Origin of the sequence: Verminephrobacter eiseniae EF01-2 (assembly GCF_000015565.1) — a bacterium.
Lineage (GTDB): Bacteria > Pseudomonadota > Gammaproteobacteria > Burkholderiales > Burkholderiaceae_C > Acidovorax > Acidovorax eiseniae.
The window spans coordinates 4797044-4815666 of sequence record NC_008786.1 but is presented as its reverse complement, the minus strand read 5'-3'; the positions used below and the strand labels follow the sequence as shown (position 1 = coordinate 4815666).

Sequence of the window (18623 nt, the reverse complement as noted above, 5' to 3'; positions counted from 1 at the left end):
GCAAAATCGGGCTGTGATCACCACTCTCCAAGGCCGCCCATCGGCTGCGGCGGTCTCAGGGGCGGCGCGCCGAGCGCACGCCCGGCACGTCGGCCACGATGCCCAGCACCTTGTTCAGGCGGATGGCGTCGGTGACCTCCACGGTAAAGGTCATCCATGCCGTGCCTTTGACCGAGCGGGTCTGCACGCCGATCACATTGGTCTTTTCGCGCGCGAAGACTTCCGAGATGTCGCGCAGCAGGCCCTGGCGGTCGGCGGCCTGCACCGCGACGTTGACCGGGTAGACGGCGGCCGATACGGCTGGCCGGGGCTGGCCCCACTCGACATCGATCACGCGCTCGATGCTGCGCGCGGCCATCTCGCGCAGGTTGCTGCAATCGGCGCGGTGCACGCTGACCCCCTTGCCGCGTGTGACGAAGCCGACGATGGCGTCGGGCGGCGCGGGGCGGCAGCATTTGGCCAGTTCGGTCAGCAGCGATTCGATGCCCACCACCAGCACGCCGTCTTTGCGCGGCGGGTCGTGGCTGCGCGTCTTTTTGTGCAGCAACTGCGTGCTCGGTGGCGGGGCGGGTTCGGGCGGGCGCAGCACGGCCTCGATGCTGCGCAGCGAGAACTCGTCCTTGCCCACCACCTCGAACAGCGCGTCGGCCGATTTGAAGCCCAACTGTGCGGCCAGGTCGTCGAGCTTGAGGGCGGTCTTGCCCTCACGCTGCAACAGTTTTTCTACCGCTTCGCGGCCCCGGGCCATGGTTTCGTGCGTGGCCTGGGCGTTGAACCAGGCGCGCACCTTGGCCTTGGCGCGGTAGCTGACCAGGTAGCCCAACTCGGCGTTGAGCCAGTCGCGCGAGGGGCGGCCTTCCTTGACGGTGGAGATCTCCACCGTCTGCCCGTTTTGCAACGCCGTGTTCAGCGGCACGATGGCGCCGTCCACGCGCGCGCCCCGGCAGCGGTGCCCGACGCTGGTGTGCACGGCATAGGCAAAGTCGACCGGCGTCGCGCCCTGGGGCAGTTCCACCACGGCGGCATCGGGCGTCAGCACGTAGATGCGGTCTTCGAACAGGGCCCGCTGGGGCAGGGCGCCTGACAGGTCACGCTCCCAGGCCAGCAGTTGGCGCAGCACGGCAATCTTGGCGTCATAGGCGCTGCTGGCAGACACGCCGGCGTAACCTTTGCTGCCGGCCTCCTTGTAGACCCAGTGCGCGGCCATGCCATGCTCGGCATGTCGGTGCATGGCCTGGGTGCGGAGCTGGATCTCGATCGGCTTGCCGTTGTCGTCGCGCACGACGGTGTGCAGCGACTGATAGCCGTTGGGCTTGGGCCGGGCGATGTAGTCGTCGAATTCTTGCTCGATGGGCTTGAACTGCTGGTGCACCCAACTCAGCGCGGCGTAGCAGTCCTTGACCGTGGGCACCACCACGCGCAGCGCGCGGATGTCGAACACCTGGTCGAAGTTCAGCGCCTTGCCGCGCATCTTTCTGACGATGCTGTAGATATGCTTGGGGCGCCCCTGCACGCTGGCGCTGATGCTGCGCGCGCGCAACTCGGCTTCGAGCCGGGCGCGCAACTGCTCTATGCACAGTTCGCGTTCGCCGCGCTTTTCGTCGAGCAGGCGGGCCACCTGCTTGTAGACATCGGGTTCGAGAAAGCGCAGGCACAGGTCTTCCAACTCCCATTTCATCTGCCAGATGCCCAGGCGGTTGGCCAGCGGCGCAAATACCTGCAGCGATTCGCGCACCAGGCCGGGTGAGACGGGGCGTTTGCTGGCCGCATGAAAGCGCAGCGTCTGCAAGCGCGAGGCCAGGTGCAGCAGCACCACGCGCAGGTCGCGCGAGAAGGCCAGCAGCATCTTGCGCACGTTCTCGGTCTGTAGCGCAGGGTCGTCGACCGGCTGCGCCGCGCGCGCTTGCCGCTGCACGCGCATGAGTTGGGTGGTCTCCAGCGCCAGCGTGGCAAAGTTGGCGCCAAAGGTCTTGGTGATCAGTTCTTCGGGTTTGTTCAGGTGGATGCAGGCTTGCACCAGGTAGCTGGCGGCCTGCATCGCCTCGGAGCCGCCAATGCCTTTGAGGATGGCGGCCACGGCGTCGGCGTGGGCCAAGGTGTTCTCGCCGGAGTCCAGGCTTGCGCCGGCCAGCAGCGGCTCGGCAAAGGCGCGCGCGTGCGCCAGCGCATGCGCTGGCTCGGGCAACGGGTGTGGTGCGGTGGCGGCGATGAGCTGCGCCGCAGCGTCGGACAGGGCTGGGGGCTGGGTTGGCGGGTGGATTTTCATTGCGCCAGCAGGAACTGCGTGACGGCGGCGAGTTGATCGGCCGCCATCAGCATGGGGGCATGCCCCACGCCTTCGAACTCGACGACATGCGCCCGGGGTCCGCGCCCGGCCATCGCCTGCGCCGTCGCTGGCGCGAGCAGGTCGGACTGCACGCCGCGCAGCAGCAGCGTGCGGGCCGTGATCTGATCGTACAAGCGCCACAGGGCGGCCTCGCCCGCAGTGACAGACTCTGGCGTGGAGTACGCGGACCTGAATGGCACGGCAATCGCCGGGTCGTAGTGCAGTGCCAACCCGCCTTGCGGCAGGGGCCGCACCATGGCGCGCGACAGCTCCAGCCACTGCGCGGGCGTGTGCGGCCCGAAACTGCTGGAAACGCTCCACAGCGCGTCGGCGGCCTGCTGCAACGAATCGAACTGCCCCCACCGGCCCAGGTACTGTGCAATGCGCTGCAATGCCTGCCACTGAATCACCGGGCCTACATCGTTGAGCACCAGTCGGCGCACCGGCACCGGCAACGGCAGCCCCGGCTGGCCGGCGATGACCAGGCCGATCAGCCCCCCCATGCTGGTGCCCACCCAGTCCAGCGTGCTGATCGGGCCGCTTTGCTGCAGTTGCGCCAGCAGGGCCAGCATGTCGCTGGCGTACTGCGGGATCTGGTAGGCCATCGGGTCGGCCAGCCAGTCGCTTTGGCCGCGCCCGGCCACGTCGGGGCAAATCACGCGCGCATGCGGGCTGAGGGCGCGGGCCAGGCTGTCGAAATCCCGCCCCTGGCGCGCCAGGCCATGCACGCACACCACCACCCGGGAATGGGCCGGGTGGCCGGTGTCATTCCACGCTCCCCACCCGCGCCACTCCCAATAGGCCATGCGGTGCATGCCTGCCGGGGCGGGCGCATCGGTGCCGGATGTGGCCGGGGTGGCCGGCGACGCAGGGCCGGGGCACAGTACGCGATGGAGCCTGGGTTCGATCATGGGTGTAGCATCCGGCAAGAGCGCGCTGGCGCTGGAATAATGGGCGGCAGGTGCATCGTTAATTGCATCGTAATTGCATCGTAATTCATTCGGAGGAAATCCCATGCTACAAGGCAAAACCGCCCTCGTCACCGGCTCCACCAGTGGCATTGGCCTGGGCCTGGCCAAGGCCCTGGCGCGCCAGGGCGCGAACATCGTGCTCAACGGCTTTGGCGACATCGACGGCGCGCGCGCCGAACTGCTGGCCATCGGCGTTCAGGTGGCCTACCACGGCGCCGACATGGGCCGCATGGCCGACATCGAAGACCTGATGAAGTACAGCGCCGCGCAGTTCGGGCGCGTCGACATCCTGGTGAACAACGCCGGCATACAGCATGTGGACGATGTGCAGGATTTTCCGCCCGCGCGCTGGGATGCGGTGATCGCCATCAACCTCACGAGCGCCTTTCACACCGCCCGCCTGGCGCTGCCGGCGATGAGAAGCGCCAACTGGGGCCGCATCATCAACCTGGCATCGGTGCATGGCCTGGTCGGCTCGGCCGGCAAATCGGCCTATGTGGCCGCCAAGCATGGCCTGGTGGGCCTGACCAAGGTCATCGCGCTGGAGAACGCCACCACCGGCGTCACCTGCAACGCCATCTGCCCCGGCTGGGTGCTGACGCCGCTGGTGCAGCAGCAGGTGGACGCCAAGGCCGTGCAGCATGGCCTGTCGAACGAACAAGCCAAGCAACAGCTGCTGCGCGAGAAAGAGCCCTCGATGCAGTTCACCACGCCCGAAGAACTGGGCGAGTTGGCCCTGTTCCTGTGTTCCCCCGCCGCCAACAACGTGCGCGGCGTGGCCTGGAACATGGACGGCGGCTGGGCTGCGCAGTGACTTCGGTTCAAAGGGAGAAATCGTGTCGATCCACGAGATGCCCGGCGACGGCATCGCGATAGGCGGGGTCGGTGTCCGAAAGTTCAAGGAGCGCCTGGCGCAAGAGCGCGCAGCGGCAGGCCAGCCGAAACAAGTCTGAATGAGGCGCTCCCGTGGCGCTGCCCGACGCGCCGCCACGGGATGACAACAGCGGGTTACTGTTTCCCCGGGTACCCGGATGGGGTGTGCCAAGGCCCATGGCCGACCGGATTCCGCTCGCCCGGCCCGTGGCGTGTTCATATCGGCCCTGCCGTTCCCCGGAAACCCCGGTGGTTCGTGTCGCCGTCCGGCTACCGGCGTGGTCTGTCCTGGCAAACCCCACGGTCAGACCGGGATTGCCCGCGCCTTGACAGCCGCCGCTGAGCGACAACAAAATCCGGCCCTGCCCCAACGGGGCGGCCCGTGTTTCAGACGTTTGAAACACTTGAATCCGGATGGCGCTGCCATTTTTGATAGCTGATGGAGCGTATGCCTCCTGCGCCCGGCGGCCGTCTTTGCAGCGAAATCGGGTGAGCGCGTGCGCGCCCGGGATACAACATTCAAGCGCCGACCCTCGCCGTGGCAAGCTGGTGCAAAGCTTGTAACAGTTGGTCAGGTTGCGCGACGAAACCGGAATTTCGGTTTTCAAAGTGGTCAGAATCGGCTTACAAATTCGACCAAGGATTGACAGATGACCACAACAACCAATCGCACCGACAAAGTGCTGGTGGTAGATGACGATGCCCGCATTCGTGATCTGCTGCACCGATACCTGACGCAGGAGGGCTTCGATGTCATGGCCGCCGAGGACGGCAAGGCGCTCAACCGCCTGTTGCTGCGCGAAACGGTGGACATCATCGTGCTCGACCTGATGATGCCCGGCGAAGACGGCCTATCGATCTGCCGCCGTCTGCGCGCGGCCAATGACCGCACGCCGATCATCATGCTCACCGCCAAGGGCGAGGATGTCGATCGCATCGTCGGCCTGGAGGTGGGGGCCGACGACTACCTGGGCAAGCCCTTCAACCCGCGCGAGTTGCTCGCGCGCATCCACGCGGTGCTGCGCCGCCGGCCGGCGCAGGAAGCGCCGGGCGCGCCCTCCGGGGACAACGAGGTGGTCACCTTCGGCCCCTTCGTCTTCGACCTGGGCACCCGCGCGCTGCAGCGCAATGGCGAGGAACTGGTCCTGACCACCGGCGAATTCGCGATGCTCAAGGCCCTGGTGCGCCACCCGCGCCAGCCGCTGTCGCGCGAAAAGCTGGCCTTGCTGGCGCGTGGCCGCGAGTTCGAGCCGTTCGACCGCAGCCTCGACGTGCAGGTCTCGCGCCTGCGCAAGATGGTCGAGGCAGACGCCGCCGCGCCGCGCTATATACAGACCGTGTGGGGTGTGGGCTACGTGTTCGTGCCGGACGGAACCAATTGATCGCGCATGCCCATGCACATGGACATGCACATGGACATACACATGGGCAAAGGCTGGTGGGTGCCGCTGACGGCCCTGCGCCGGGCGCGCGAGCAATGCACGCGCCTGGGCAAGAGCCTTTTTTGGCGCACCTTCTTCCTGCTGGCCGTGCTGCTGGTGGGCAGCATCCTGGCCTGGTTGCAGACGCTGCGCGCGCTGGAGTTCGAGCCGCGCACGCTGCAAACCGCGCAGCAGATCGCTTCGCTGGTCAACCTGAGTCGGGCGGCGCTGGTGCATGCGGACGCGATAACGCGCGTGTCGCTGATGAAAACCATGGTCGACCAAGAGAGCGTGCGCATCCTGCCGCGCGAGCCCAGGGACAAATATGCGCTGCTCGACCCGACAGCGCTGGGCCATCGCCTGACCGAGGAACTGACGCAGCGCCTCGGGCCTGACACCATCGTCGCCCAGAGCGTCAACGGCGAAGACGGGCTGTGGGTCGGATTCGACATCAATGGCGCCCCCAACTGGCTGCTGATGGAGCGCTCGCGCTTCAGTCCGACCGATGGCGGCACCTGGCTGGTCTGGCTGATCATGGCGACAGCACTGTCGCTGACCGGGGCCGCCGCGATTGCGCGGCTGGTCAACCGGCCGCTGAAACAACTGTCATACGCCGCCAACCGGGTCAAGGACGGCGACTTTGCCGCCAGCCATCTGGACGAAGAAGTGGCGGCCAGCGAGATCCGCGAGGTCAACATCGGCTTCAACCGCATGGCCCAAAAGCTGGCCAAACTCGAACAAGACCGGGCCGTGATGCTGGCCGGCATTTCGCACGACCTGCGCACGCCGCTGGCGCGGCTGCGGCTGGAAACCGAAATGAGCGTCGCCGACGAGGTGGCGCGCGAGCATATGGTGGCCGACATCGTGCAGCTCGACGCCACCATCGACAAATTCCTGGACTACGCCCGGCCCGACCATGTGACGCTGGAGCCGATCAACCTGCATGCCGTGGTGTCATCGTGCGTCTACGCCGTGCAGGAGCACCACGAGTTGCAAATCACGCTGTCGGTGCCCGAAGACCTGAACGTGCTGGTCGACGAAGTGGAACTCGCGCGCGTGATCTCCAACCTGCTGGAGAACGCCAGGCGCTATGGCAAGACGCCAGACACCGGCATCGCCAGCGTGGACATCGAGGCCAAAAGCAGCGAGGACCAGGTGCTGGTCAAACTGCGCGACCATGGCGCAGGGGTGCCGCCCGAGCAACTGTCTTACCTGATCAAGCCGTTCTTTCGCGGCGACATGGCGCGCACATCGGCCACCGGCGCGGGCCTGGGGCTATCGATCGTCGACAAGACCATGCAGCGCATGGGCGGCGTTCTGTCGTTGACCAATGCCAACGACAGCGCCGGCGGCCTGGTGGTCCTTTTGCGATTGCAGCGCGCCATCGTGCCGCCCAAGGCGACGGGCCTCAAGCAGCGCCTGCTGCGGCCTGCGATCAAGCGCCAACTGCCGCCGCTTCAGGCGCCCGAGCCCGACCAGGCGCTCGACACGCGCTGAGCCGCCGGCCCGATTGCGCCGGCCCCCGGCGTGGCGCAGATCAGTGCCACGGCCCGCGCCTCGATCGCCAGATTCTGCCCCACCGGCCCCAAGCCCTCGGCCGTCTTGGCCTTCACGTTGACCTGGCCCTGATCCACGCCCAGCGCGCGGGCGATGGCCAGGCGCATCGCCGGAATATGCGCCGCCAGGCGCGGCGCCTGCGCCACCACGGTGCTGTCGATGTTGCCGATCTCGTAGCCGGCAGCGCGCACGCGCCGCGCCGCCTCGGCCAGCAGCAGGCGCGAATCCGCAGCCCGAAACGCGGCATCGGTGTCGGGGAAATGGCGGCCGATATCGCCCAACGCGGCGGCGCCCAGCAGCGCATCGGTGATCGCATGCAGCAGCACATCGGCATCCGAGTGGCCGAGCAACCCCAACCCCATCGGGTGCTCCAACTCCACGCCGCCGATGACCAACCTGCGGCCGGGCACCAGGGCGTGCACATCCCAACCTTCGCCGATTCTGAGATTCATCATCTGCTCCCGTGTCGTCATCGCACGAGCGACTCTGCCCGCTGCCCGCCCGGCACGCGCTGTGCCAGCACCGCCGCCGCCAGCGCGAAGTCATCGGGATAAGTCACCTTGAAGTTCTGCGCCCCGCCGGGCACCAGGCGCGGCCGCAGGCCCTGCGCCTCCATCGCGCTGGCCTCGTCGGTAATGTCGCCGCCCGCTTGCTCGATGGCCGCCAGCAGCGGGCCGATGCGAAACATCTGCGGCGTCTGCGCCAGCCATTTGTCGCTGCGCTCGAGCGTGCCGGCCACGCGCAGGCCGCCCGGGCCGTCGCTGGCGGCCTTCAGGGTATCGGTCAGCCGCAGCGCCAGCAAGCCGCCGACGCTGTCGTTGGCGCATTGCTCCATCAGCGCCTCGATCTGCCCGGAGGTCACCAGACAGCGCGCGGCATCGTGCACCAGCACCCAGTCATCGGGCTGCGCGCCGCGCGCGAGCAAGGCCCGCAGACCGCCCAGCACCGTGTCGGCACGCCGGGGGCCGCCGCATGGCACGACAAAGAAAGCCGGCTGCGCATGCTGCGCCAGAAAATGATCCCCGGGCGCCACCGCCACCAGCGTGCCCAGCAGCCGACCCACCCCGGCAAAAGCGGCCAGCGTGTGCAGCACCATCGGGCGCCCGGCGAGCAACTGGTACTGCTTGGGCAGCGCAGGCGCGAGGGCAGGGCAGGGGGCCGACACGGGGCAGGAACTGGCAGCGCCGCCCGCCGCCGCAGCCCGCGTGCCCACCCCGGCGCAGGGCAGCAGCGCCCAAAAGCGCGCCGGGGCAGACCGGGATGGAGACGGCGGCAAAGAAGGGGCGAGCGGGGAAGATGACGGCAAGGGATCGGTCATCGGGCCATTGTAAGAAGCGCAAGACGCGCAAAAAGCACGGCCCCCGGGCCGGCGCTGCCAGCCTTGGCCCGCCCGGCAGGGGTTTGAACGGGGGCCTGGCACGCTCCATCCGCTTTCTGTCGCACATGGTGTCATGCATGGCGCTCTGCCGCAGGCCGTGGTTTGCCGTGGCGTGCCATGGCGGTGCGGGCAGCGGGCGGCCAAGCGCCCTGGCGGCGGAATTTAAAATGGCCGCTGCTTGCCCATCTGGCCCGTGCGCGCTCCGCGTCCCGGGGGGTGCGGCGAGTTCGACACCAGCGTCTGCATGGAACTGCCCACACTCTCCCCCGGAAAACGATTCACCCTGGCCCGCCCTGCGGGCAGCGCCGATTCCCTGCTGCTGGCCCGCCTGGCCGAACGCGAACGCGCCGCCGGGCGCGCCACGGCCATCGTGGTGGCCGACGCCAGCGACGCGCAGCGCCTGATCGACGAGTTCGCGTTTTTTGCCCCGGCCCTGCGCTGCGCGCTGTTTCCCGACTGGGAAACGCTGCCCTATGACAGTTTCTCGCCGCACCAGGACCTGATCAGCGAGCGGCTGGCGACGCTGTGGCGCATCCGGCAGGGCCAGGCCGATGTGGTGCTGGTGCCGGCCACCACGGCGCTGTACCGGCTGGCGCCGCCGGCGTTTCTGGCCGGCTATACCTTTCACTTTGCGCTCGGGCAAAAGCTCGATGCGGCCCAATTCAAGGCCCAGCTCACGCTGGCCGGCTACAGCCATGTATCGCAGGTGGTCAGCCCCGGCGAGTACGCAGTGCGCGGCGGGCTGATCGACCTGTTCCCGATGGGCGCGAGCGTGCCGTACCGGGTGGACCTGTTCGACGACGAGATCGACTCGATCCGCAGCTTCGACCCCGACAACCAGCGCAGCCTGCACCCGGTGCCCGAAGTGCGCCTGCTGCCCGGGCGCGAGTTTCCGATGGACGAGGCCGCGCGCGCCAAGTTCAGAAGCCGCTGGCGCGAACTGATCGAGGGCGACCCGACCAAGAGCCGCATCTACAAGGACATGGGCAACGGCGTGGCCACGGCCGGTATCGAGTATTACCTGCCGTTGTTCTTTGACGACACCGCCAGCATGTTCGACTACCTGGGCAGCGCCGCCATCGTGGTGCTGCATGGCGACCTGGAGCCGGTTTTCCAGCGCTTCTGGCAAGACACCAAAGAGCGCTTTCGCCTGACCAGCGCCGACCCTGAACGCCCCGCGCTGCCGCCCGAGGCGCTGTTTTTGTCGATCGAGCAGTTCTACACCCGGGCCAATGCGTATGCGCAGTTGTCGCTGCGCCCGGGCGCGCCGGAGCAGGCCGGGGACGGGGCTTTTTGCCGCTTGGGCGATTTGTCCGTGCTGCGCGCCGCCGATGACCCGCTGGCCCGCTTGCAGGCCCATATCCGCAGCACGCCGCGCCGCGTGCTGCTGCTGGCCGAAAGCGCTGGCCGGCGCGAGAGCCTGCTCGATTTTCTGCGCGCCGCGCAGATCGACCCGCCGGTGTTCGACTCGCTGGCCGCGTTCCAGGGCGCCGCCGGCGCGCCGCTGGGCATTGCCACGGCAGCGCTGAGCGTGGGCTTTGGCGCCATCGCCGAGGGCATCGATTTCGTCACCGAAACCGAGCTGTTCGCCGCCGGCCCGAGCACGCGCCGGCGCAAAAAGCAAGAGCAGGTCAGCGATGTCGAGGCGCTGATCAAAGACCTGGCGGAACTGAACCTTGGCGACCCGGTGGTGCACAGCGCGCATGGCATTGGCCGCTACCGGGGGCTGGTCCATATGGACCTGGGCCAGCCGAACCCCGACGGCACACCGGCGCTGCAGGAGTTCTTGCACCTGGAATACGCCGACCAGGCCGTGCTGTACGTGCCCGTGAGCCAGTTGCAGCAGATCAGCCGCTACACCGGCGTAGGCGCCGACGAGGCCCCGCTGCACAAGCTCGGCAGCGGCCAGTGGGAAAAGGCCAGGCGCAAGGCCGCCGAGCAGGTGCGCGACAGCGCCGCCGAACTGCTCGACATCTACGCGCGCCGTGCCGCGCGCGAGGGCCATGCGTTTCGCCTGGCAACGCAGGACTACGAGGCTTTTGCCGACGAATTCGGTTTCGAGGAAACCGCCGACCAGCGCGCCGCGATCGAGGCCGTGATCCAGGACATGGTCTCGCCGCGCCCGATGGACCGCCTGGTCTGCGGCGATGTCGGCTTCGGCAAAACCGAGGTGGCGCTGCGCGCGGCCTTCGTGGCGGTCAGCGGCGGCCGGCAGGTGGCGTTCCTGGCGCCGACCACGCTGCTGGCCGAGCAGCATTACCAGACCCTGCTCGACCGCTTTGGCCCATGGCCGGTGAAGGTGGCCGAGGTCTCGCGCTTTCGCTCGGGCAAGGAGGTCGCGGCCAGCCTGGCGGGCATTGGCGACGGCACGGTGGACATCGTGGTCGGCACGCACAAGCTGCTGTCCGGCGCGATCCGGTTCCACGACCTGGGCCTGTTGATCATCGACGAGGAGCACCGCTTTGGCGTGCGCCACAAGGAGCAGATGAAGCAGTTGCGCGCCGAGGTCGACGTGCTCACCCTCACCGCCACGCCGATCCCGCGCACGCTGGGCATGGCGCTCGAAGGACTGCGCGACCTGAGCGTGATCGCCACCGCGCCGCAGCGGCGCCTGGCCATCAAGACCTTCGTGCGCAACGAAGGCACGGGCGTGATCCGCGAGGCCGTGCTGCGCGAGCTCAAGCGCGGCGGGCAGGTGTACTTCCTGCACAACGAGGTCGAGACCATAGAACACCGGCGCCAAAGGCTCGAAGAAATACTGCCCGAGGCGCGCATCGCCGTGGCCCATGGCCAGATGCCCGAGCGCGCGCTCGAGCGCGTGATGCGCGACTTCGTGGCCCAGCGCTACAACCTGCTGCTGTGCTCGACCATCATCGAGACCGGCATCGATGTGCCCACGGCCAACACCATCCTGATGAGCCGGGCCGACAAGTTCGGCCTGGCGCAGTTGCACCAGTTGCGCGGGCGCGTGGGCCGCAGCCACCACCAGGCCTACGCCTACCTGATGGTGCCCGACACCGAGGGCCTGACCAGGCAGGCGGCCCAGCGGCTCGACGCGATACAGCAGATGGAGGAATTGGGCAGCGGCTTTTACCTGGCGCTGCACGACCTGGAGATCCGTGGCGCGGGCCAGGTGCTGGGCGAAAACCAGAGCGGCAACATGCTGGAGGTGGGCTTTCAGTTGTACAACGAAATGCTGGCCGAAGCCGTCAAGGCGCTGCGGGCCGGCAAGGAGCCCGACCTGCTCGGCCCGTTGAGCGCGACCACCGACATCAACCTGCACGCCCCGGCATTGCTGCCCGAGCACTACTGCGGCGACGTGCAACTGCGCCTGTCGTTCTACAAGAAACTGGCCAGCGCGAAGACGCCCGAGCAGATCGACGGCCTGCTCGAAGAACTCGTCGACCGCTTCGGCAAACTGCCGCCGCAGGCGCAAACGCTGATCGACGTGCACCGCCTGCGCGTGCTCAGCCGGCCCTATGGCGTGGTGAAGGTGGATGCGGCGCCGGGCGTGATCCACATCACCTTCCGCCCCCAGCCCCCGGTGGACAGCCTGCGCATCATCGAACTGATCCGCAAGAACGCGCACATCAAACTGGTGGGCAACGAAAAGCTGCGCATCGAGCGCGCCACCGCGCAGCCCGCAGAACGCGCCCGGCTGGTGCGCGAGGTGCTGCGCCAGTTCGGCGCGCCGCTCGCCGAGGTCGCGCCGCCGTGAGGTGGCCCATGTGGCCCATATGGCCAACGGCGTTGCGGCCTAGGCCGCAACGCCGTTGGCCGCGCTGGCGTATTCCTCGATCTGGTCGAAGTTCAGATAGCGGTAGGTGTCGGCCGCATCCTGGGCGATGATGCCCATGGCCTGCTGGTACTCGGCCAGCGTCGGCAGCCGGCCCAGCTTGGACGCCACCGCAGCCAGTTCCGCCGAGGCCAGGAACACCTGGGTGTTCTTGCCCAGGCGGTTCGGGAAGTTGCGCGTGGAGGTCGAGACCACAGTGGCGCCTTCCCGAACCTGGGCCTGATTGCCCATGCACAGCGAGCAGCCGGGCATTTCGGTGCGGGCGCCGGCGGCGCCGAAGCTCGCATAGTGGCCTTCCTTGATCAACTCGCTCTGGTCCATCCGGGTCGGCGGCGCCACCCACAGCTTGACGGGAATGTCGCGGCTGCCGCCGAGCAGCTTCGCGGCGGCACGGAAATGGCCGATATTGGTCATGCAGGAACCGATGAACGCCTCATCGATCTTCGTGCCGGCCACCTCGGACAGGGTCTTGGCGTCGTCCGGGTCGTTCGGGCAGCACAAGACAGGCTCCTCGATGTCGGCCAGATCGATGTCGATCACGGCCGCGTATTCGGCGTCCCGGTCGGCTTGGAGCAACTTGGGCTGGTCCAGCCAGGCCTGAACCTTGTCGATGCGCCGTTGCAGCGTGCGGGCGTCGGCATAACCGTCGGCAATCATGCGCTTCATCAGCACCAGGTTGCTGCGCAGATACTCTTGGACCGGGGCCGGGTTCAGCGCAATCGTGCAGCCTGCGGCAGAGCGCTCTGCCGACGCATCCGACAGCTCGAAAGCCTGCTCGACCTTCAAGTCCGGCAGACCCTCGATTTCCAGAATGCGGCCCGAGAAGATGTTCTTCTTGCCGGCCTTGGCCACGGTCAGCAGACCGGCGCGGATCGCGTACAGCGCAATCGCGTGCACCAGGTCGCGCAGCGTCACGCCCGGCTGCATCCGGCCTTTGAAGCGCACCAGCACCGATTCGGGCATGTCCAGCGGCATCACGCCGGTGGCCGCGCCGAAGGCCACCAGGCCCGAGCCTGCGGGGAATGAAATGCCGATCGGAAAGCGCGTGTGCGAGTCGGCGCCGGTGCCCACGGTGTCGGGCAGCAACAAGCGGTTGAGCCAACTGTGGATCACGCCGTCGCCGGGGCGCAGCGCCACGCCGCCACGGTGGCTGATGAAGGCCGGCAGTTCGCGGTGCGTCTTCACGTCCACCGGCTTGGGGTAAGCGGCGGTGTGGCAAAACGACTGCATCACCAGATCGGCCGAAAAACCCAGGCAGGCCAGGTCTTTCAACTCATCGCGGGTCATCGGGCCGGTGGTGTCTTGCGAGCCTACGGTCGTCATCCGGGGCTCGCAGTAGGTGCCGGGGCGCACGCCCTGGCCTTCGGGCAGGCCGACGGCGCGGCCGACCATCTTTTGCGCCAGCGTGAAACCGGCCTGGGTGGCCACCGGGGCGGCCGGCAGACGAAAGCAGGTGGCGGCCGCCAGGCCCAGGAATTCGCGCGCCTTGGCGGTCAGCGAGCGGCCAATGATCAGGTTGATGCGGCCGCCGGCGCGTACTTCGTCCAACAGCACCTGGCTCTTGAGCCGGAACTCGGCCACGGTCTGGCCACCGCGCAGGATCAGTCCCTCGTAGGGCAGGATGTCGAGCACATCGCCCATTTCCAGCCGCGACACATCGACCTCGATCGGCAGCGCGCCGGAATCTTCCTGGGTGTTGAAAAAGATCGGCGCGATCTTGCCGCCCAAAGTCACCCCGCCAAAGCGCTTGTTCGGCACGAACGGAATGTCCTGGCCCGTGGCCCAGATCAGACTGTTGGAGGCGGACTTGCGGCTCGACCCCGTGCCCACCACATCGCCCACATAGGCCACCAGATGGCCCCGGCTCTTGAGGTCTGCAATGAACTGCATCGGGCCGCGCTGGCCGTCTTTTTCGGGCGTGAAGGCCGCGCCCTCGCGGCGGTTCTTGAGCATCGCCAGCGCGTGCAGCGGAATGTCCGGGCGGCTCCAGGCGTCAGGCGCCGGCGACAGGTCATCGGTATTGGTCTCGCCGGGCACCTTGAACACGGTGACGGTGATCTTTTGGGCGACCTCGGGCCGGCAGGTGAACCACTGGGCATCGGCCCAGCCGTGCATCACCTCCAGCGCCTTGGCGTGGCCGGCCCGGGCCTTGGCCGCGACATCGTTGAAGAAGTCGAACATCAGCAGGGTTTTCTTCAGGCCCTCGGCGGCCACGTCAGCCACTGGCGCGTCATCGAGCAACTCGATCAACGGCTGCACGTTGTAGCCGCCGACCATGGTGCCCAACAACTCGGTCGCCCGGGCCTTGGAGATCGACTCGACCGCCAACTCGCCATGCGCGACCGCAGCCAGAAAACTGGCCTTGACCTTGGCCGCGTCGTCCACCCCCGGCGGCACGCGCCGGGCCAGCAGATCGAGCAAGAAAGCGGCTTCGCCAGCCGGCGGATTCCGGATCAGATCGACCAATGCGGCAACCTGCCCGGCATTCAGGGGCAGCGGGGGAATGCCCAGGGCAGCGCGCTCGGCGGCATGGTCTCTGTAGGCTTGCAACATCTTTTTTCTCCAGTGAGGGGAGTCATTCGAATCGGGGGGAGGGGGCGCGCCGCGTGGCTTGCCGGGTCACTGGGGGGCCACTTGGGCGTCAGTCGGGTATTCCGTGGGTGCCGCCCGGGGCGCCACCGGGGGCGCAGGCAGCGGCTCCAGAAGGCTCGGCGGCGGGTTCTTGCCGAAGGCCTCGGCCGCCAGCATCTGCGCCGGGCTCATGCACGCATCGGCCAGGCGCCGGCCCAGCCGCTGGCTCATCAGCATCGACTTGTTCGCAATTTGCAGCCAGACGGCGCCGCCCTTGGTGTCCTCCAGCCGCGCCGTGCCGGTGGACGTGAGCACCGGCGCCATGTGGTACTTGAAGCCCTTGCCCTGCACATGAAAGTAACCGGGCGTGGCAGGATCGGCCGTGACCGTCACGAAAGCGCCCAACTCGCAAGGCATGCGGCCCACATGCACATGCTCGGCGATGGCCAATTCGGCCGCCGAGAGCGTGGCCTTGATGGCGCCAAGTGAGGCCGAGGTGGCCGGGGTCCGGCGCGCGCTTTTGGCGCGCAGCGGCCTCCTGTCAGCCGGCGCCGGGGCGGCAGATGTCTTGGCGACGGTCTCGACCGCCGGCACCTGCGCCAGCGCGGCGACCGGTGCAATCACCAGCGCCAGGGCGCAGGCGAGCGGGGCTGGCGCCGTGCGCTGCTGCGCCAGCGTGGACGGGGTGCGGGCTTGTGGCGTCGGCAGCATGGCGTGCGCTCGGTGGCTTACAGCAGATGCCTGACGCCGTCTTGCTCGGCCTGAAGCTCGGCCAGCGTGGCCTGGATGCGCTGTTGCGAGAACGCATCCAGCGCCAGGCCCTGCACCAGTTGGTACTCGCCGTTGGCGCAGGTGACCGGGAAGCCGAACACGATGTCTTTCGGAATGCCGTACTGGCCATCCGAAGCAATGCCCATCGTGACCCATCTGCCGTTGCTGCCCAAGGCCCAGTCACGCATATGGTCGATGGCCGCGTTGGCCGCCGAAGCCGCTGACGACAGGCCGCGCGCTTCGATGATCGCCGCCCCCCGCTTGCCCACGGTGGGCAGAAAGACATTCGCGTTCCACGCCTGGTCGTTGATCATCGCCGCCACGCTCTGGCCGCCGGCGGTGGCGAAACGGTAGTCGGCATACATCGTCGGCGAGTGGTTGCCCCAGACCGTCAGTTTTTCGATGTCGGCCACGGCCTGGCCGGTCTTGGCCGCGATCTGGCTGACAGCGCGGTTATGGTCCAGGCGCAGCATGGCCGTGAAATTCTTGCGCGGCAGGTCGGGCGCGCTCTGCATCGCAATGAAAGCGTTGGTGTTGGCCGGGTTGCCCACCACCAGCACCTTCACCTGGCGGCTGGCCACGGCGTTCAGGGCCTTGCCCTGCGCGATGAAGATGGCGCCGTTGACGGCCAGCAACTCGGCGCGTTCCATGCCCGGCCCGCGCGGGCGCGAGCCGACCAGCAGCGCGTAGTCCGCGTCCTTGAACGCCGCCATCGGGTCGCTGTGCGCCGTCATGCCGGCCAGCAGCGGGAAGGCGCAATCGTCAAGCTCCATCATCACGCCGTTGAGCGCTTTTTGCGGGCCTTCTGCGGGCACTTCGAGCAGTTGCAAGATGACGGGCTGGTCCTTGCCCAGCATCTCGCCCGAGGCAATGCGAAACAGCAGCGCGTAACCGATCTGGCCAGCGGCGCCGGTGACGGCCACGCGAACAGGCTTCTTGTTCATGGTGAAAACTCCAGGAAATGAAAACACACCGGGGGCTGCAACGCGGGCACCGGCGCCTGTGCTGCGCCTGTGGCAGCCGCCTGACCAGCCGCCCATGCCCGGCCCCGAAGACCCCGCAAAACGGCCCGCAGTGTACCCTGTTCAAGCCCTGATCCGGCGGGTCGGCCAATTTGTCTTATGTCTTATATAAGATATGATCACCGACCATGTCATCCTCCGTTGCGCCCATCCCCGACGAGCAGAACGGCGCCACCCCGGCGTTCAGCCCGCTGTACCAGCAGATCAAGGGCCTGATCCTGCAAAGCCTGCAACAGGGCCAGTGGAAGCCCGGCGAGGTGATTCCCAGCGAGACCGAGTTGGCCGCCCGATTCCGCGTCAGCCAGGGCACGGTGCGCAAGGCCATCGACGAGTTGGCGGCGGAAAACCTGGTGATGCGGCGCCAGGGCAAGGGCACTTTTGTCGCCACCCATGCGACGCCGCAGGTGCAATACCGCTTTTTGAAACTGCTGCCCGACACCGGCAACGACCGCATCGCAGGCCCGGCCCAGCGCCGCGTGATCGAATGCCGGCGCGTGCGCGCCAGTGCCGACGTGGCGCGCGCGCTGGCGCTGCGCAGCACCGATGCCGTGGTGCAGGCCCGGCGCATCCTGTCGTTTGCCGGCGTGCCCACCATCCTCGAAGACATCTGGCTGCCCGGGCAGGCGTTCAAAGGGCTGAGCGCAGAGCAACTGGCCAACTACCCGGGCCCGACCTACGCCATGTTCGAGCTCGACTTCGGCGTGCGCATGGTGCGGGCCGAAGAGAAAATCCGCGCCGTCCTGCCCGACGCGCAGCAGGCGCAGTGGCTGCAAATCGGCGCCGGCACGCCGCTGCTCAGCGTGGAGCGGATTGCCTACACCTACAACGACATGCCGATGGAGTTGCGCCGCGGGCTGTACCGCACCGAAAACCACCATTACCGCAACGCGCTGAACTGAACTGCCGGGCACCCGCGCGCAGACCCATGTACAGACATCCAGTTGAGCCACGTTGCAATAGAATCGCGCACTGCTTGCCCGGCCCCGATGAAACGGCCCCCACGGAACGGACCCAGGAACGGCTGCATTGGAAACGGGCAACGCAACGACCTCCACGAAAGCGACAGACATGACGAAAACCGCCCCCGAACGGCCAGAATTTCGCAACCTCCACCTCTTGCAGGACCTGAGAACCTACCGCTTGCCGGCGGCCGGCTGGGTCTCCATCCTGCACCGCGTCAGTGGCTTGGCCATGTTCTTGCTGCTGCCGTTCATCGTCTGGATGTTCGACACCTCGCTGTCGTCTGAAATCTCGTTCGCCAGGTTCACCGCCATCTTCAAGGCCGGCGCCGGTGTCGTGCCTGGCTGGTGCTTCAAACTGCTGGCCTTGGCGCTGATCTGGTCCTTTCTGCACCACTTTTGCGCCGGATTGCGCCATCTGTGGCTGGACATCCACCACGCCGCCGCCACCAGGGAATTCGGCAGAAGATCGGCGCTGGCCGTGCTGGCGCTCAGCCTGGCCCTGACCCTGGTGCTGGGCGCCAAGCTGTTCGGAATGTATTGAAAACACCCAGGCACCACACCAAAGCCCCACGAAGGAGGAACACCATGTCTGTCGTCAATTACGGCTCCAAGCGCATCGTCGTCGGCGCCCACTACGGTCTGCGCGACTGGCTCTGCCAGCGCGTGACCGCCGCGCTGATGGCCCTGTTCACGCTGGTGCTGCTGGCCCGGCTGATCTTCAGCAAAGGCCCCATCGGCTACCACCAATGGGCCGGCATCTTCCACAGCCAGTGGATGAAGTCCCTGACCTTCGCCATCATCGTCGCCTTGGCCTGGCATGCCTGGGTCGGCGTGCGCGACATCCTCATGGACTACATCCACCCCGTGGGCCTGCGCCTGGTGCTACAGGTCGGCGCGCTGGTCTGGCTCGTCGGCTGCGCCGGCTGGGGCATCCAGGTGTTGTGGCGGCTTTGAATCCCGCGCTGCAAGGTACTA

14 protein-coding genes are annotated in these 18623 nt (G+C 67.4%); 7 read left to right on the top strand and 7 right to left on the bottom strand.

What is annotated here, in order from left to right:
• Positions 1–55: 55 nt before the first annotated feature.
• Positions 56–2266 carry a RelA/SpoT family protein gene (locus tag VEIS_RS21110; protein ID WP_011812055.1) on the bottom strand — a complete coding sequence of 737 codons (2211 nt, stop codon included), beginning with the start codon at positions 2264–2266 and terminating at the stop codon, positions 56–58.
• Entirely contained in the window at positions 2263–3237 is a 975-nt protein-coding gene (locus tag VEIS_RS21105) for an alpha/beta fold hydrolase (protein WP_041950249.1), read from the bottom strand. Before VEIS_RS21105 ends, VEIS_RS21110 begins: the two co-directional genes overlap by 4 nt.
• 103 nt (positions 3238–3340) lie before the next feature.
• Between VEIS_RS21105 and VEIS_RS21100 the strand changes: the two genes are divergently transcribed.
• The 3 genes from VEIS_RS21100 to VEIS_RS21090 all read left to right on the top strand — a co-directional run bounded on the left by VEIS_RS21100 (position 3341) and on the right by VEIS_RS21090 (position 7088).
• Positions 3341–4111 carry a 3-hydroxybutyrate dehydrogenase gene (locus tag VEIS_RS21100; RefSeq protein ID WP_011812053.1) on the top strand — a complete coding sequence of 257 codons (771 nt, stop codon included), beginning with the start codon at positions 3341–3343 and terminating at the stop codon, positions 4109–4111.
• Positions 4112–4820: 709 nt separating this feature from the next.
• Positions 4821–5552 carry an osmolarity response regulator transcription factor OmpR gene (gene ompR, locus VEIS_RS21095; protein WP_011812052.1) on the top strand — a complete coding sequence of 244 codons (732 nt, stop codon included), beginning with the start codon at positions 4821–4823 and terminating at the stop codon, positions 5550–5552.
• 24 nt (positions 5553–5576) lie between these two features.
• Complete coding sequence (locus VEIS_RS21090) at positions 5577–7088, top strand: ATP-binding protein (RefSeq protein ID WP_083758764.1); 1512 nt, start codon at positions 5577–5579, stop codon at positions 7086–7088.
• On the opposite strand, the gene ispF is transcribed toward VEIS_RS21090, so the two are convergent.
• Positions 7049–7600 (bottom strand): 2-C-methyl-D-erythritol 2,4-cyclodiphosphate synthase, encoded by a 552-nt coding sequence (gene ispF, locus VEIS_RS21085; RefSeq protein ID WP_011812050.1) that lies wholly within the window; start codon positions 7598–7600, stop codon positions 7049–7051. The genes VEIS_RS21090 and ispF overlap by 40 nt on opposite strands.
• A gap of 17 nt (positions 7601–7617) precedes the next feature.
• The gene (locus VEIS_RS21080) at positions 7618–8466 is read right to left on the bottom strand and encodes an IspD/TarI family cytidylyltransferase (RefSeq protein WP_049773987.1); all 849 of its coding nucleotides are present in this window, start codon (positions 8464–8466) and stop codon (positions 7618–7620) included.
• Between the two features lie 304 nt (positions 8467–8770).
• On the opposite strand from VEIS_RS21080, the gene mfd reads away from it, so the two are divergent.
• Complete coding sequence (gene mfd / locus VEIS_RS21075) at positions 8771–12244, top strand: transcription-repair coupling factor (RefSeq protein ID WP_041950248.1); 3474 nt, start codon at positions 8771–8773, stop codon at positions 12242–12244.
• 39 nt (positions 12245–12283) lie between these two features.
• Here mfd and acnB read toward each other — a convergent pair whose 3' ends face one another.
• The 3 genes from acnB to VEIS_RS21060 all read right to left on the bottom strand — a co-directional run bounded on the left by acnB (position 12284) and on the right by VEIS_RS21060 (position 16608).
• Positions 12284–14875, bottom strand: coding sequence for a bifunctional aconitate hydratase 2/2-methylisocitrate dehydratase (gene acnB / locus VEIS_RS21070; RefSeq protein ID WP_011812047.1), 2592 nt, complete (start codon positions 14873–14875; stop codon positions 12284–12286).
• Positions 14876–14941: 66 nt separating this feature from the next.
• Entirely contained in the window at positions 14942–15604 is a 663-nt protein-coding gene (locus tag VEIS_RS21065; RefSeq protein ID WP_011812046.1) for a hypothetical protein, read from the bottom strand.
• A 17-nt stretch (positions 15605–15621) separates the two neighbouring features.
• Positions 15622–16608 carry a malate dehydrogenase gene (locus tag VEIS_RS21060; RefSeq protein ID WP_011812045.1) on the bottom strand — a complete coding sequence of 329 codons (987 nt, stop codon included), beginning with the start codon at positions 16606–16608 and terminating at the stop codon, positions 15622–15624.
• 206 nt (positions 16609–16814) lie between these two features.
• Between VEIS_RS21060 and VEIS_RS21055 the strand changes: the two genes are divergently transcribed.
• The 3 genes from VEIS_RS21055 (at position 16815) to sdhD (ending at position 18602) form a co-directional block, all read left to right on the top strand.
• Positions 16815–17585 (top strand): GntR family transcriptional regulator, encoded by a 771-nt coding sequence (locus VEIS_RS21055; protein ID WP_011812044.1) that lies wholly within the window; start codon positions 16815–16817, stop codon positions 17583–17585.
• Positions 17586–17754: 169 nt separating this feature from the next.
• Positions 17755–18189: a succinate dehydrogenase, cytochrome b556 subunit gene (sdhC, locus tag VEIS_RS21050; protein WP_011812043.1), complete on the top strand. Its 435-nt coding sequence runs from the start codon at positions 17755–17757 to the stop codon at positions 18187–18189.
• A 44-nt stretch (positions 18190–18233) separates the two neighbouring features.
• The gene (sdhD, locus tag VEIS_RS21045) at positions 18234–18602 is read left to right on the top strand and encodes a succinate dehydrogenase, hydrophobic membrane anchor protein (RefSeq protein WP_011812042.1); all 369 of its coding nucleotides are present in this window, start codon (positions 18234–18236) and stop codon (positions 18600–18602) included.
• The last annotated feature ends 21 nt before the right edge of the window (positions 18603–18623 follow it).